This window comes from Niveispirillum sp. (genome assembly GCF_017996735.1).
Taxonomy (GTDB): Bacteria; Pseudomonadota; Alphaproteobacteria; order Azospirillales; family Azospirillaceae; genus Niveispirillum.
On sequence record NZ_JAGOGJ010000162.1, the window covers coordinates 1 to 12,852 of the forward strand.

At 62.6% G+C, this 12,852-nt stretch carries 21 protein-coding genes and 1 pseudogene; 20 read left to right on the forward strand and 2 right to left on the reverse strand.

Annotation, left to right across the window (positions count from 1 at the left end; all coding sequences use genetic code 11):
• From rplB to KBA48_RS29170, 20 genes and pseudogenes are all read left to right on the forward strand, one after another.
• Positions 1-242: pseudogene (gene rplB / locus KBA48_RS29075) on the forward strand (50S ribosomal protein L2); the annotation flags it as partial.
• A 12-nt stretch (positions 243-254) separates the two neighbouring features.
• Entirely contained in the window at positions 255-533 is a 279-nt protein-coding gene (gene rpsS / locus KBA48_RS29080) for a 30S ribosomal protein S19 (protein WP_054168362.1), read from the forward strand.
• A gap of 2 nt (positions 534-535) precedes the next feature.
• On the forward strand, positions 536-934 hold the full coding sequence (gene rplV / locus KBA48_RS29085) for a 50S ribosomal protein L22 (protein WP_054168361.1): 399 nt from the start codon (positions 536-538) through the stop codon (positions 932-934).
• Positions 934-1,611 carry a 30S ribosomal protein S3 gene (rpsC, locus tag KBA48_RS29090; protein ID WP_292912192.1) on the forward strand — a complete coding sequence of 226 codons (678 nt, stop codon included), beginning with the start codon at positions 934-936 and terminating at the stop codon, positions 1,609-1,611. The genes rplV and rpsC overlap by 1 nt, the downstream gene beginning before the upstream one ends.
• 42 nt (positions 1,612-1,653) lie before the next feature.
• A complete protein-coding gene (gene rplP, locus KBA48_RS29095) occupies positions 1,654-2,079 on the forward strand; it encodes a 50S ribosomal protein L16 (RefSeq protein ID WP_054168359.1) in 426 nt (141 codons plus the stop codon).
• On the forward strand, positions 2,076-2,285 hold the full coding sequence (gene rpmC, locus KBA48_RS29100) for a 50S ribosomal protein L29 (protein WP_292912193.1): 210 nt from the start codon (positions 2,076-2,078) through the stop codon (positions 2,283-2,285). The genes rplP and rpmC overlap by 4 nt, the downstream gene beginning before the upstream one ends.
• A gap of 13 nt (positions 2,286-2,298) precedes the next feature.
• Entirely contained in the window at positions 2,299-2,556 is a 258-nt protein-coding gene (gene rpsQ, locus KBA48_RS29105; RefSeq protein ID WP_292912194.1) for a 30S ribosomal protein S17, read from the forward strand.
• An 18-nt stretch (positions 2,557-2,574) separates the two neighbouring features.
• Positions 2,575-2,943 (forward strand): 50S ribosomal protein L14, encoded by a 369-nt coding sequence (rplN, locus tag KBA48_RS29110; RefSeq protein ID WP_094456275.1) that lies wholly within the window; start codon positions 2,575-2,577, stop codon positions 2,941-2,943.
• Complete coding sequence (gene rplX / locus KBA48_RS29115) at positions 2,940-3,257, forward strand: 50S ribosomal protein L24 (protein ID WP_342752431.1); 318 nt, start codon at positions 2,940-2,942, stop codon at positions 3,255-3,257. Before rplN ends, rplX begins: the two co-directional genes overlap by 4 nt.
• Positions 3,258-3,265: 8 nt before the next feature.
• A complete protein-coding gene (gene rplE, locus KBA48_RS29120; protein WP_292912195.1) occupies positions 3,266-3,826 on the forward strand; it encodes a 50S ribosomal protein L5 in 561 nt (186 codons plus the stop codon).
• Entirely contained in the window at positions 3,819-4,124 is a 306-nt protein-coding gene (gene rpsN, locus KBA48_RS29125) for a 30S ribosomal protein S14 (protein WP_292912196.1), read from the forward strand. The genes rplE and rpsN overlap by 8 nt, the downstream gene beginning before the upstream one ends.
• 13 nt (positions 4,125-4,137) lie before the next feature.
• Positions 4,138-4,536: a 30S ribosomal protein S8 gene (rpsH, locus tag KBA48_RS29130; RefSeq protein WP_054168352.1), complete on the forward strand. Its 399-nt coding sequence runs from the start codon at positions 4,138-4,140 to the stop codon at positions 4,534-4,536.
• Positions 4,537-4,549: 13 nt separating this feature from the next.
• The gene (gene rplF, locus KBA48_RS29135) at positions 4,550-5,083 is read left to right on the forward strand and encodes a 50S ribosomal protein L6 (protein ID WP_292912197.1); all 534 of its coding nucleotides are present in this window, start codon (positions 4,550-4,552) and stop codon (positions 5,081-5,083) included.
• 11 nt (positions 5,084-5,094) lie between these two features.
• Positions 5,095-5,457 carry a 50S ribosomal protein L18 gene (gene rplR / locus KBA48_RS29140; RefSeq protein WP_292912198.1) on the forward strand — a complete coding sequence of 121 codons (363 nt, stop codon included), beginning with the start codon at positions 5,095-5,097 and terminating at the stop codon, positions 5,455-5,457.
• A 10-nt stretch (positions 5,458-5,467) separates the two neighbouring features.
• The gene (rpsE, locus tag KBA48_RS29145) at positions 5,468-6,085 is read left to right on the forward strand and encodes a 30S ribosomal protein S5 (RefSeq protein WP_292912199.1); all 618 of its coding nucleotides are present in this window, start codon (positions 5,468-5,470) and stop codon (positions 6,083-6,085) included.
• Entirely contained in the window at positions 6,086-6,277 is a 192-nt protein-coding gene (gene rpmD / locus KBA48_RS29150; RefSeq protein WP_292912200.1) for a 50S ribosomal protein L30, read from the forward strand.
• A gap of 35 nt (positions 6,278-6,312) precedes the next feature.
• Entirely contained in the window at positions 6,313-6,783 is a 471-nt protein-coding gene (gene rplO, locus KBA48_RS29155; RefSeq protein ID WP_292912201.1) for a 50S ribosomal protein L15, read from the forward strand.
• A gap of 249 nt (positions 6,784-7,032) precedes the next feature.
• Positions 7,033-8,295 carry a bifunctional 2-polyprenyl-6-hydroxyphenol methylase/3-demethylubiquinol 3-O-methyltransferase UbiG gene (locus KBA48_RS29160; protein WP_292912202.1) on the forward strand — a complete coding sequence of 421 codons (1,263 nt, stop codon included), beginning with the start codon at positions 7,033-7,035 and terminating at the stop codon, positions 8,293-8,295.
• Positions 8,296-8,597: 302 nt separating this feature from the next.
• Entirely contained in the window at positions 8,598-9,941 is a 1,344-nt protein-coding gene (gene secY / locus KBA48_RS29165; RefSeq protein WP_292912203.1) for a preprotein translocase subunit SecY, read from the forward strand.
• Positions 9,938-10,582, forward strand: coding sequence for an adenylate kinase (locus tag KBA48_RS29170; RefSeq protein WP_292912204.1), 645 nt, complete (start codon positions 9,938-9,940; stop codon positions 10,580-10,582). The genes secY and KBA48_RS29170 overlap by 4 nt, the downstream gene beginning before the upstream one ends.
• A gap of 85 nt (positions 10,583-10,667) precedes the next feature.
• Here KBA48_RS29170 and KBA48_RS29175 read toward each other — a convergent pair whose 3' ends face one another.
• Positions 10,668-11,693: an aromatic ring-hydroxylating dioxygenase subunit alpha gene (locus KBA48_RS29175; protein WP_292912205.1), complete on the reverse strand. Its 1,026-nt coding sequence runs from the start codon at positions 11,691-11,693 to the stop codon at positions 10,668-10,670.
• 54 nt (positions 11,694-11,747) lie between these two features.
• On the reverse strand, positions 11,748-12,852 hold a 1,105-nt coding region (locus KBA48_RS29180; RefSeq protein ID WP_292912206.1), incomplete at its 5' end, for an acyl-CoA dehydrogenase.

Genomic DNA, 12,852 nt, shown 5'->3' on the forward strand with positions numbered 1-12,852 from the left:
TGTCCAACCCGGACCAGTCCAACGTGGTCATCGCCAAGGCCGGTCGTAACCGCTGGCTGGGCAAGCGTCCGTCCGTTCGCGGCGTCGCCATGAACCCGATCGGCCACCCGCACGGTGGTGGTGAAGGCCGCACCTCCGGTGGTCGTCACCCGGTCACGCCGTGGGGCAAGCCGACCAAGGGCAAGAAGACGCGTCAGAACAAGGGCACGGATAAGCTCATTATCCGCCGCCGCGCTAAGTAAGGGAGTGCTGCCGTGACTCGTTCCGTTTGGAAGGGGCCGTTCGTTGACGGCTACCTGTTGAAGAAGGCAGACAAGGCGCGCGCGTCGGGCCGCAACGAGATCATCAAGATCTGGTCGCGTCGTTCCACGATCCTGCCGCATTTCGTTGGTCTGACCTTCGGCGTCTATAATGGCCAGAAGTTCGTGCCGGTGCTGGTGACCGAGAACATGATCGGTCACAAGTTCGGTGAGTTCTCGCCGACCCGTACGTTCTACGGCCACGCGGCCGACAAGAAGGCGAAGAGGAAGTAATCATGGGAAAGCCGGCTGCAGAACGGCGCCTCAGCGAGACTGAGGCCAAGGCGTTCGGCGGAATGATCCGCACGAGCCCGCAGAAGCTGAACCTGGTTGCACAGCTGATCCGTGGAAAGTCCGCTGGTGAAGCTGTCGCCCTTCTGACATTTTCCAAGCGTCGTATCGCTGGCGAAGTGAAGAAGGTCCTCCAGTCCGCCATCGCGAACGCCGAGAACAACCACCAGCTGGACGTTGACCGCCTGTTCGTGTCCCACGCGACGGTCGGCAAGGCTCTGGTCATGAAGCGTTTCCATGCCCGCGCCCGCGGTCGTGGCGCCCGTGTCGAGAAGCTGTTCAGCAACCTGACCGTGATCGTGCGTGAGCGCGCTGAGGACAAGGCCGAGGGGGCCGCTGAATAATGGGTCAGAAAGTCAATCCGATCGGCCTGCGCGTCGGTATCAACCGGACGTGGGACAGCCGCTGGTACGCTGGTCGTGACTATGCCAAGCTGCTCCATCAGGATCTGAAGCTGCGCGGTTACCTGCAGTCCCGTCTGCAGGCTGCCGGTGTCAGCCGCGTCATCATCGAGCGTCCGGCCAAGAAGGCCCGCGTCACCATTCATACGGCCCGTCCGGGTGTGGTGATCGGCAAGAAGGGTGCGGACATCGAAAAGCTGCGCCTGGAGCTCAGCAAGATGGCGGGTTCCGAAGTGAACCTGAACATCGTCGAGATCCGCAAGCCGGAGCTGGACGCCCGCCTGATCGCCGAGAACATCGCCAGCCAGCTGGAGCGCCGCGTGGCGTTCCGTCGCGCCATGAAGCGCGCGGTGCAGTCGGCGATGCGTCTGGGCGCCCAGGGCATCCGTATCAACTGCTCCGGCCGTCTGGGCGGCGCGGAAATCGCACGTATCGAGTGGTACCGCGAAGGCCGCGTGCCGCTGCACACCCTGCGCGCTGACATCGATTATGGTGTCGGCACCGCGAAGACCACCTACGGCACCTGCGGTGTCAAGGTGTGGGTGTTCAAGGGTGAAGTGTTGGCCCATGATCCGATGGCGCAGGACAAGCGCGCCGCGGAACAGACGGCCGCCCGCTGATCATCCGGATACTGGCAAGGGATCTAGAGAAGGCTACATGCCATGCTGAGTCCGAAGCGTACCAAGTACCGCAAGGCGCACAAAGGCCGTATTCACGGCGCGTCGAAGGGCGGTACCACTCTGAATTTCGGCGCTTTCGGCTTGAAAGCTGTCGAGCCGATGCGTATCACGGCCCGTCAGATCGAGTCGGCGCGTCGTGCCATCACCCGCCACCTGAAGCGTCAGGGCCGCGTCTGGATCCGGATTTTCCCGGATCTGCCCGTGTCCTCGAAGCCGGCCGAAGTGCGCATGGGTTCCGGTAAGGGTTCGCCCGAATTCTGGGCCGCGCGCGTTGCGCCGGGCCGTATCATGTTCGAAGTCGATGGTGTTCCGGCCGAGCTGGCCACGCGCGCTTTCGAGCTGGCCGCTGCAAAGCTGCCGATCAAGGTGCGTATGGTCACCCGTCTGGGTGAAGGGGGTGAGGCATGACGAAGGCTACCGACCTTCGCGGCAAGAGCACGGACGAGCTGAACGATCAGCTCCTCCAGCTCAAGAAGGAGCAGTTCAACCTGCGTTTCCAGAAGGCTTCCGGCCAGCTGGAGAATACGGCGCGGGTTCGTGTGGTGCGTCGCGACATCGCCCGCATCAAGACCATCCTGGGCCAGCAGACGGTGTCTGCTGTGTCCGCGTCCTGAGGAGGGGTTAACGATGCCCCGTCGCGTCCTGCAGGGTACCGTGGTGTCCGACAAGGGTGACAAGACCGTCACCGTCCTGGTCGAACGCCGCGTTATGCATCCTGTGTATAAGAAGTTCATCAAGCAGTCCAAGAAGTACGCCGCCCACGACGAGGCGAACGCGTTCAAGATCGGTGACGTTGTCCAGATCGAAGAATGCCGTCCGATCTCCAAGTCGAAGCGGTGGACCGTCGTCGTGGCTCCGGCCGCCGGCGACACTCCGAACGCCTGAAGATAAGGAAGACATTCCATGATTCAGATGCAAACCAACCTGGAAGTCGCGGACAATAGCGGCGCGCGCCGGGTGCAGTGCATCAAGGTGCTGGGCGGCGCTGGTCGTCGCTTCGCCGCCATCGGCGATATCATCGTCGTGTCGGTGAAGGAGGCCATCCCGCGCGGCCGCGTGAAGAAGGGTGACGTGCAGCGCGCGGTCATCGTTCGCACCGCCAAGGAACTGCGCCGCGAGGACGGTTCCGTCATCCGCTTCGACCGTAACGCCGCCGTGCTGATCAACAAGCAGGGCGAGCCGATCGGTACGCGCATTTTCGGGCCCGTGACCCGTGAGCTGCGTGGCAAGAAGTTCATGAAGATCATTTCGCTGGCGCCGGAGGTGCTCTGATGGCTGCGAAGATCCGCAAGGGCGACAAGGTCGCTGTCATCACCGGTAAGGACAAGGGCAAGACGGGCGAGGTTATCGCCGTTCTGCCGTCCGAGGGCCGTGTCAAGGTGCGCGGTGTCAACCTGGTGAAGAAGCACCAGCGTCAGACCCCGATGCAGCAGGGCGGCATCGTCGAGATCGAAGCGGCGCTGGACCTGTCCAACGTCGCCATCCTCGACCCGAAGACCAACAAGCCGACCCGCGTCGGCTTCCGGACGCTGGAGGACGGCCGCAAGGTCCGTTTCGCCAAGGCTTCCGGCGAAGTGATCGAGTGAGGCGCGCCATGGCTGCTCGTATGAAAGAACGCTACGACGCGACCCTGCGTGCAAAGTTGAAGGCGGAGTTCAACTACGCCAACGACATGCAGATTCCGCGTCTGGAAAAGATCGTGATCAACATGGGCGTTGGCGAAGCTGCCAGCGACGGCAAGAAGGTGAATCAGGCTGCCGCCGAACTGGCCGCCATCACCGGCCAGAAGCCCGTGATCACGAAGGCCCGCAAGTCCATCGCCCAGTTCAAGCTGCGCGAAGGCATGCCGATCGGTTGCAAGGTCACCCTGCGTGCCGACCGCATGTATGAGTTCCTGGATCGCTTGGTCACCATCGCGCTGCCGCGCGTCCGCGACTTCCGCGGCATCAACGGCAACGCCTTCGATGGCCGCGGGAACTACGCGCTGGGTCTCAAGGAACAGCTCATTTTCCCGGAAATCGACTACGACAAGGTGGACGATATCCGCGGTATGGACATCATCTTCGTCACCACGGCCAAGACCGACAAGGAAGCCAAGGCTCTCCTGAAGGGTTTTGATATGCCTTTCGCCGGGGAGGCGGGGACCAATGGCTAAGAAGAGCTCGATCGAGAAGAACAAGCGCCGCACCGAACTGGCGGCGAAGCACCGGGAAAAGCGCGCCGCTCTCAAGGCGACCGCTAAGGACCGCGAACTGTCCGACGAGGAGCGTTTCGCGGCCGTCCTGAAGCTGGCGCAGTTGCCCCGCAATGGCAGCCGCACCCGCATCCGGAACCGTTGCGAGCTGACGGGGCGTCCGCGCGCCTTCTATCGCAAGTTCCGCTTGTGCCGTGTCGCCCTGCGTGATCTCGCCAGCAATGGCCAGATCCCGGGCATGACCAAGTCCAGCTGGTAAGGAGGGTCGGGTAATGAGCCTGAGCGATCCCCTGGGCGATATGCTGACCCGTATTCGTAACGGTCAGAAAGCCCGTATGTCGGTCGTGACGAGCCCCGCGTCGAAGCTCCGCACCAATGTGCTGGAAGTTCTGAAGCGTGAAGGTTACATCCGCGGTTATGCCGTGGAGGAAGATCGTCCCGGTGTGCAGTCTCTGCGCATCGAACTGAAGTACTTCGAAGGCGAGCCGGTCATCAAGGAAGTGCACCGCGTTTCCAAGCCGGGCCGCCGCATCTATTCGAAGATCGCCGATCTGCCCCGGGTCTATAACGGCCTGGGCATTTCGATCCTGTCGACGCCCCGCGGCGTCATGTCTGATGTAGAGGCCCGCGCTGCCAATGTCGGCGGCGAAGTCCTCTGCAAGGTGTTCTAAGGAGCACGGCCACATGTCCCGTATCGGAAAGCATCCGGTGCCGGTGCCGGCCGGCGTTACCGTCCAGGTCACCGGTCAGACTGTCACCGCCAAGGGCAAGCTGGGTCAGCTCAGCTTGAACTTGATCGACGAAATCGAGGCCAAGCTGGAGGACGGTAAGATTACCGTCCTGCCGCGTACCGAAACGGTGCGCGCTCGCCAGAACTGGGCCACCGCCCGTACCAACGTTGCCAACCTGGTGACCGGTGTGGACAAGGGTTTCACCCGCAATCTCGAAATCACCGGCGTCGGCTACAAGGCCGCCGTCGCTGGTTCGGAGCTGGTGCTGAACCTGGGTTTCTCCCACGACATCCGCTACCCCATTCCTGCGGGTATCACGATGAAGTGCGACAAGCCGACGTCCATCTCGATCAGCGGCGCTGACAAGCAGCAAGTTGGTCAGATCGCTGCGGAGATCCGTGGTTATCGTCCGCCCGAGCCCTACAAGGGCAAGGGTGTGAAGTACGATAACGAGACGATCATCCGCAAAGAAGGCAAGAAGAAGTAAGGCGGACGACGATGAGCAAGCAACAGGATCTCAACGCGCGCCGCAGGGCGCGGGTGCGCGCCCGGCTCCGCAAGGTCGGCAGCGGGCGCGCTCGTCTCTCGGTCTTCCGGTCGAGCCAGCATATCTATGCCCAGATCATCGACGACGAGGCCGGCCGCACGCTGGTCTCTGCGTCGACCCTGGAAAAGGATCTGCGCGAAGCCCTGAAGACCGGCGCCGACATCGAGGCGGCCAAGGCCGTCGGCAAGTTGATTGCCGAACGCGCCGTGGCGGAGGGTGTCAGCACCGTTTACTTCGATCGTGGTCAGTACCTGTATCACGGACGCGTGAAGGCCTTGGCCGACGCCGCCCGCGAAGCCGGCCTGCAGTTCTAAGGGGGTTAGCATGGCTCGTAATGAGAACAGCGCGGCCGGCGGCGAGAATGAGCGGCGTGGCCGCGATCGTGGCGAGCGCCGCGATCGCGACAACCGTGATCGTCGCGAGGAACGCGAAGGCGATGATCTCGTCGAAAAGCTCGTCGGGATCAACCGTGTCGCCAAGGTTGTTAAGGGTGGCCGTCGTTTCGGCTTCGCTGCCATCGTGGTTGTCGGTGACGCGAAGGGTCGCGTCGGCGTCGGTTCGGGCAAGGCCCGCGAAGTGCCGGAGGCCATCCGCAAGGCCACCGAGCAGGCCAAGCGCTCCATGATCCGCGTGCCGCTGCGCGAGGGTCGCACGCTGCATCACGACGTGTTCGGTCACTTCGGTGCCGGCAAGGTCGTGCTGCGTGCGGCTCCTCCGGGTACCGGCATCATCGCGGGTGGCCCGATGCGCGCCATCTTCGAAGCTCTGGGCGTGGCGGACGTGGTGACCAAGTCGGTCGGCACCTCCAACCCGCACAACATGATCAAGGCGACCTTCGATGCCCTGACGCAGTGCGTCAGCCCGCGTTCGGTGGCTGCCCGTCGTGGTCGTCGCGTTTCCGACATTCTCGGCAAGCGCGATGGTGAGAAGGAGGCCGCGTAAATGGCTGACAAGAACACCGTCATCGTGACCCAGACGGGTAGCCCGATCGGCCGTCAGGCCGATCAGCGCGCCACCCTGATCGGTCTCGGGCTCAACAAGCTGAACCGCACCCGCGAGCTGGAAGACACGCCTTCTGTCCGTGGGATGATCAACAAGGTTCGGCACCTCGTGCGCGTCGAGGAGGCCTCGTAAGAGGTTTCCCCGATACGGCCTGAAGGATCAACACCATGAAGCTCAACGAAATCAGTGAAAACCCGGGCGCACGCAAGCTTCGCATGCGCATCGGCCGCGGCATCGGGTCCGGTAAGGGCAAGACCGGTGGCCGTGGCGTCAAGGGTCAGAAGTCCCGTACGGGTGTCTCGATCAAGGGCTTCGAAGGCGGCCAGATGCCCCTGCATCGCCGTCTGCCGAAGCGTGGCTTCTCCAACGTTCCGTTCGCCAAGGATTACGCCGTGGTGAATGTGGGCGCCGTGCAGAAGGCCATCGATGACGGTCGTCTGAACGCCGCTGAGACGGTGAACGCCGAGGCGCTGGTCAAGGCCGGCCTGGTGCGTGTTTCCGCCGATGGCGTGCGTCTGCTGAACAAGGGCGCCCTTAAGGCCGCCGTGACGTTCGACGTGGCTGGCGCCTCCGCCGGTGCCGTCGCCGCCGTCGAGGCCGCTGGTGGCAAGGTGAACCTGCCGGCCGTTGAGGCCTGATCGGTTCATCGGGTACAGCCCGGTTATGTGAGACAAGGCCCCGGAGCGATCCGGGGCCTTGTTTCGTTTTGTGGATATGGTCGCTGCGGCGCCTATCGGTGCGGATACTCCCGGTCAGGAATTTGACCCACGGTATTATCCGAAATGGCGTATTCCGATTGCCGGGGCGTCCACGCCGCGGGCACCCTTGAACGCCTGGCTGTTTAAGCTTACTACCGTCTCGAATTGGTTTTGGACCCGGAGGTTCACGTGCAGGACGTGTCGAATTCGATAAATCTGATCAGTCACGATATTATTCGCGGGTCGCTGCACAAGTCAGGAATCGACGGTGGCGTTGTCAGGGTATTTGCGAATGAACGGCTGATTCTGGAACTGAATGTCACTGATTTTAATCAGGATTATCACACGGTGGTCGATCACGGCGGCCATATCGCCTTTGAGGCGAAGGTCAATCTTCCGCTGGGACCGGAGACGTTCGATATCCGCATTACCGACGCGTCGGGAAAGCTGCTCCCTGGCGGCAGCACCGTCCTACGGCCGCTGACGACCCGCAAGGTCAGCGATTATATCGGTGAGTTGCGCGCCTGGCTTGACGAGCGTTTCAGCCCGGCGGAGTTCATCGATGGCCGCTATTATGGTCATCAGCCGATCTACGGGTTCCGCCAAGGCCATTCGGAGCCGAACTGGCACGACCGTTACATCATTTCCTACGCCATCATGCGCAAGCTGGCGCATCTGCGCTTCAACTCCTTTTTCGACGCCGGTGGTGCCGAAGGATACAAGGCGGCGCTGGTCAAGCATCTGTTCGGCTCGGACGTGATCAGTTGCGATCTGTCGCAGGAGGCCTGCAATCGCGCCGCCGATCTCTATGGCATCAAGACGGCGCCGATCGACCTTCATGGTCTGGCATTCCCGGATGAAAGCTACGATGTCGTCCTGGCCAGCGAGACGGTTGAGCATGTTTTCGACAATTTCCGCGCTGTCGACGAATTGCTGCGCATCGCCCGCAAGGCCGTGGTCATCACCGTCCCGCATGAAACGCCAGAGCAGGTTGCCGATACGGTGAAGCGGGAGGAGCTGCACGGTCACATCCACTATTTCGACCTCAAGAGCTTCAACTACCTCAAGGCGCGCGGCTATTCCGTCCATGTGGAGCCGATCCTGTCTCTGAAGCGGCTGCGCCGAATCACGGCGGTGCTGATGGAGGCCGATGTGGCCCGGGTTCAGCATTACAAGTCGCCTTTGGCCCGCACGCTGGTGAAGCTCTCCTCCTACGTCTTCAAGACCATCTTCAACCGCTCTGTCGCCAGCGCCTTCATGGAAGGCGACCATGTGGCGGCCCAGTCTGGGCGGTATGCGGGGATGGTCGTGGTGATCGTCAAGGACCCGTCGGCGTGGAGCGATACGCCGCTGCGCCCGGTGTCCATGTCGGATGTTACCGCCTTCGCCGTGGCGCCACTGGGCAAGGATGGGGTCGGTCGCCATGGGGCACCGGTGCCTCGGCCGGCGTGATGATTGGCAACTGGTCGGTCTCCCGGCGTGCGCGCCGGGGGGCCGGCCGGGTCGTCAGCCCCGACATTGGTGGCATTGACGTGACCGGCTTGGCCCCGATATCCAGGGCCAGGCCGATGAAGAGGATTGTCGGTCGCGGTGCCGTCCTGTGTCTCAGGCGTCCTGACCCACGCCTGCGGCACATGGCTTGCGCTCGCCAGTGTTTTTCATGTTGACCACATGCCCATATGTCTTGTTGATACGCGTGAGAATGACCGGCCATCCGTTTCGGCCGGGACTGTGACCTTGCCAAGAGGCCTTTGATGGCATCCGCCGCTGAACAACTTGCCGCAAATATCAATTTCGGCGCCTTTTCCAAGGCGACGGAACTGAAGAAGCGGATTTGGTTTACCCTTGGGGCGCTGATCGTGTACCGGTTGGGAACATACATTCCCCTTCCCGGTATCGATTCCGGCGCCTTTGCCAGCTTCTTCGCCAATCAGTCGGGCGGGATTCTGGGCATGTTCAACATGTTCGCGGGCGGCGCCGTTGAGCGTATGTCGATTTTCGCGCTCAACATCATGCCGTACATTTCCGCCTCCATCATCATCCAGTTGATGACCGCCGTGGCGCCGTCGCTGGAGACCTTGAAGAAGGAAGGCGAGTCGGGGCGCAAGCGCCTGAACCAGTATACGCGCTACCTGACGGTGGCTCTCGCTCTGGTCCAGTCCTACGGGCTGGCGCTTGGGCTTGAGGGCATGAACCAGGCGGGTGGCGGCGTGGTGATCGATCCGGGCTGGTTCTTCCGCCTGTCGACCGTCATCACCATGGTCGGTGGCACCATGTTCCTGATGTGGCTGGGTGAGCAGATCACGGCGCGCGGTGTCGGCAACGGCATCTCGCTGATCATTTTCGCGGGTATCGTGGCGGCGCTGCCGGGCGCCTTCGTCAAGATCCTGGAACTGGGCCGTACCGGTGCCATGAGCACTTGGTTCATTCTGGGCCTGCTGGTTCTGGCGGTCATCGTGATTACGGGCATCGTGTTCTTCGAACGCGCCCAGCGCCGTCTGATCGTGCAGTACCCGAAGCGACAGATGGGTAACAAGATGTATGGCGGCGAGGCGTCGCACCTGCCGCTGAAGCTGAACACGGCTGGCGTCATTCCGCCGATCTTCGCGTCCTCGCTGCTGCTGCTTCCGCTGACGGCAGTCGGCTTCTCTTCGGCCGGTGGGCCGGAATGGCTGGCCACGATTACCCGTTTCGTGGCGCATGGCACGCCGCTCTATATGGTGCTGTACACGGCGCTGATTGTTTTCTTCTGTTTCTTCTATACCGCCATCGTCTTCAATCCGACCGAGACGGCCGAGAATCTGAAGAAGTATGGCGGGTTCATTCCGGGCATCCGGCCCGGCAAGAACACGGCCGATTATCTGGACTTCGTGCTGACCCGTTTGACGGTGGTGGGGGCCGCCTACATCACGGTGGTCTGCCTGCTGCCGGAAATCATGATGGCGGAATATGGGGCCGCCTTCTATTTCGGTGGCACCAGCCTGCTGATCATGGTCACGGTGACCATGGATACCGTGGCCCAGATCCATTCCCACCTGCTGGCGCATCAGTATGAAGGGCTGATCAAGAAGGCCAAGCTGCGTGGGAGACGTGGATGAACCTGATTCTGTTGGGTCCGCCGGGCGCCGGTAAGGGGACACAGTCCCAGCGCCTGGAAAAGAAATATGGAACGGTGCAACTCTCGACGGGCGACATGCTGCGCGCCGCCGTGCGTAGCGGTTCGGAACTGGGCCAGCGTGCCGATGCCATCATGAAGGCGGGGCAACTGGTGCCGGACGAGGTCATGATCGCCATGATCTCCGAACGGATCGACCAGCCTGATTGCGCCAAGGGCTTCATCCTGGACGGCTTCCCGCGCACGGTGCCGCAGGCGGCCGCCCTGGACAGCATGTTGGCCGACAAGGGCCTCAAGCTGGACCATGTGATCGAGATGAAGGTGGACGGGCCGGCGCTGGTTACCCGCGTCACGGGCCGCTTCACCTGTGCCAAGTGTGGTACCGGTTATCACGACACGTTCAAGCCGACGGCGGTGGCCGGCGTCTGCGACAATTGTGGTTCGACCGAGTTCACCCGGCGCGCCGATGACAATGCCGAGACCTTCGGCAAGCGTCTGGCCGCCTATGAACGCGACACCGCGCCCATCCTTCCCTACTACCGTGATCACGGTGTGCTGAAGCAGGTGGACGGAATGGCCGACATTGACGAGGTCACCCGTCAGTTGGAAGCCATTATCGGCTGACCTATCGGGGCGGACAACAAGTCGAAAAAGGGGCGGTCGCCGATCGGGTGACCGCCCCTTTTTTCATTTTGCCGCGTCAGCGCCCTCAGCTTCGCCAGCGCAGGACTGTGTCCTTGACCGGATTGACGAAGGGCCGGCCTTCATCCTGGGCACGTTGATACTCGTTCTTCAGTTGGTGATACCAACGGGCTTGCGTGTCAGCGTCCCTGATCAGCATCAGGGTCGGATCATGCGCCAACCCCTTCTGCTGCATCACGACCACGTCGCGGTCCTGGCCCAGGAAACGGCGGACGAACTTCCGCAGGATGGGCTTGGCCAGATTGGCCCAGCCCAAGGTCCAATAGAAGCTGTTGGTGACCTCGGTGTTATTGGCGTCCAGCGGGGTGACGGTTGTCAGGTTGACGATCCGGTGACGGCCGGCCGCGATATGTTCGACCCGGACGCCGGGAAGCCTGAAGGTGATCTCCGTCTCCGGCGCGCCGCCCAGCAGCTTGTAAGCGGCGGAGTTGGATGATGGCCGGTGCCGCTTCATGGCAAAGCCATAAGGGGCAGGCCCGAAGGCCTTGGCCTTTTCATGGATGGAGCGTGACGACCGCCAGAACCAGCTCTGATGCACGAAGGGGCCATGTGCCGGGTCCATCAGACCGATGACGGCGTGATCGACAGGGCAGGGGAAATGCATGACCTCCGTCATGTTTGGCACCCGGCCTTCCATGTCGGGCATCTGGGGCGGTTCCCCCTCCGGCGTTCCGTCACCCATCCAGATCCAGAGATTGCCCTGCGCCTCTGCCACGGGATAGCGCCGTACCTTGATGCGGCCGATATCGAATTCCTGTCCCTCCACCAGGGAGGGGATGGCGGTACAGCCGCCGCCGCCATCGAAGCGCCAGCCGTGATAGCGGCACTCCACCTCCCGCCCGTCGAATCGGCCACAGGACAGCGGGATGCCCCGGTGCGGGCAGATATCGCGCAGCGCGAAGGCCGCCCCATCATCGCCCCGCGCGAACAGCACGGGCTGGCCCAGCAAGGTTTTGGCCAGCATCTTCCCCGGTTTCAACGAGGCCGATGGCAGTGCGAAATACCAGATGTCGGTCAGGAAAGTGTCGGCCATGCTGCGTCACACGCGGGGGAAGGGTGGACGCACCATAACAGGAAGGTCAGGCGGTTACAGCCAGCCCGTCTCCACATCCAGCACCGTGCGATCCAGGCTGGTCAGGATACCGGCCTGGGTGGCCGTCTTGGGCAGTTCATGGGCAAAAAACCAGCGGCAGGCGGCCAGTTTGCCGTTAAGGTGGTCAGCGTTCCCCCGACCTGCCGCCAGCCAGGCATCGGCCACCAGAGCCTGCCGCAGCCAAACCCAAGCCATAACCGTATGGCCGAACATTTCCAGATAGGTGGTGGCATTGGCGAGGCACAGGGCGACCTCGCCTTGCGCACGTACAGGGCGCAGCGTGTTGGTGACGTTGGACACCCGTAGCAGAGCGCTGGTCAGGGCGCTGGCGTGGCCGGCGAGGGCCGGACGGGCCAACGCTTCTGTGATGGTCGCCGTAATCTCCTCGCCCAGCAATGCCAGCGCCGCTCCACCATCCATGAACACTTTGCGGCCCAGCAGGTCGTTGGCCTGGATGCCGTAGGTGCCTTCATGGATCGGGTTCAGGCGGTTATCGCGATAATACTGCTCCACCGGATAATCGCGGGTATAGCCATAGCCGCCCAAGATCTGGATGGCCCATTTATTGGCCTCCAGGCAATGTTCCGATGGCCAGGATTTGGCAATGGGGGTCAGCAGTTCCAGCAGCAGGCTGGCGCGCCGGCGGTCCGCCTCTTCTGTTGCCGTCTTCTCCTCATCCACCAGCCGGGCGCAGAGCAGGCACAGCGCGATGGCCCCCTCCGACGCGGCCTTCTGCTGCAACAGCATGCGGCGGACGTCGGCATGCTCGATGATGGGGACCATGGGGCTGGTCGGGTCGCGGGCCTCCAGCGGCCGGCCCTGCGGTCGCGTGCGCGCATAGTCCGCCGAATAGCGGTAGCCGGCGTAACCCAGGGCGGCCGCCCCCAGGCCCACGCCGATCCGCGCTTCATTCATCATCTGGAACATGTAGGAGAGGCCGTGATGCGGCTTACCCACCAGGAAGCCCTGGCAGCGCCCCTCCTCGCCAAAGGACAGGATGGTGCTGGTGGTGCCGCGATAGCCCATCTTGTGCAGCAGGCTGACCAGCCGCACATCATTATGGGCGCCCACGCTGCCATCCTCATTCACGCGATAGCGG

Excerpts from the sequence above, each read along its gene's own strand:
- rplV (WP_054168361.1), top strand. The coding sequence starts at position 536 with ATGGGAAAGCCGGCTGCAGAACGGCGCCTCAGCGAGACTGAGGCCAAG.
- rpsC (WP_292912192.1), top strand. The coding sequence starts at position 934 with ATGGGTCAGAAAGTCAATCCGATCGGCCTGCGCGTCGGTATCAACCGG.
- rplP (WP_054168359.1), top strand. The coding sequence starts at position 1,654 with ATGCTGAGTCCGAAGCGTACCAAGTACCGCAAGGCGCACAAAGGCCGT.
- rpmC (WP_292912193.1), top strand. The coding sequence starts at position 2,076 with ATGACGAAGGCTACCGACCTTCGCGGCAAGAGCACGGACGAGCTGAAC.
- rpsQ (WP_292912194.1), top strand. The coding sequence starts at position 2,299 with ATGCCCCGTCGCGTCCTGCAGGGTACCGTGGTGTCCGACAAGGGTGAC.
- rplN (WP_094456275.1), top strand. The coding sequence starts at position 2,575 with ATGATTCAGATGCAAACCAACCTGGAAGTCGCGGACAATAGCGGCGCG.
- rplE (WP_292912195.1), top strand. The coding sequence starts at position 3,266 with ATGGCTGCTCGTATGAAAGAACGCTACGACGCGACCCTGCGTGCAAAG.
- rpsN (WP_292912196.1), top strand. The coding sequence starts at position 3,819 with ATGGCTAAGAAGAGCTCGATCGAGAAGAACAAGCGCCGCACCGAACTG.
- rpsH (WP_054168352.1), top strand. The coding sequence starts at position 4,138 with ATGAGCCTGAGCGATCCCCTGGGCGATATGCTGACCCGTATTCGTAAC.
- rplF (WP_292912197.1), top strand. The coding sequence starts at position 4,550 with ATGTCCCGTATCGGAAAGCATCCGGTGCCGGTGCCGGCCGGCGTTACC.
- rplR (WP_292912198.1), top strand. The coding sequence starts at position 5,095 with ATGAGCAAGCAACAGGATCTCAACGCGCGCCGCAGGGCGCGGGTGCGC.
- rpsE (WP_292912199.1), top strand. The coding sequence starts at position 5,468 with ATGGCTCGTAATGAGAACAGCGCGGCCGGCGGCGAGAATGAGCGGCGT.
- rpmD (WP_292912200.1), top strand. The coding sequence starts at position 6,086 with ATGGCTGACAAGAACACCGTCATCGTGACCCAGACGGGTAGCCCGATC.
- rplO (WP_292912201.1), top strand. The coding sequence starts at position 6,313 with ATGAAGCTCAACGAAATCAGTGAAAACCCGGGCGCACGCAAGCTTCGC.
- secY (WP_292912203.1), top strand. The coding sequence starts at position 8,598 with ATGGCATCCGCCGCTGAACAACTTGCCGCAAATATCAATTTCGGCGCC.
- KBA48_RS29170 (WP_292912204.1), top strand. The coding sequence starts at position 9,938 with ATGAACCTGATTCTGTTGGGTCCGCCGGGCGCCGGTAAGGGGACACAG.
- KBA48_RS29175 (WP_292912205.1), bottom strand. The coding sequence starts at position 11,693 with ATGGCCGACACTTTCCTGACCGACATCTGGTATTTCGCACTGCCATCG.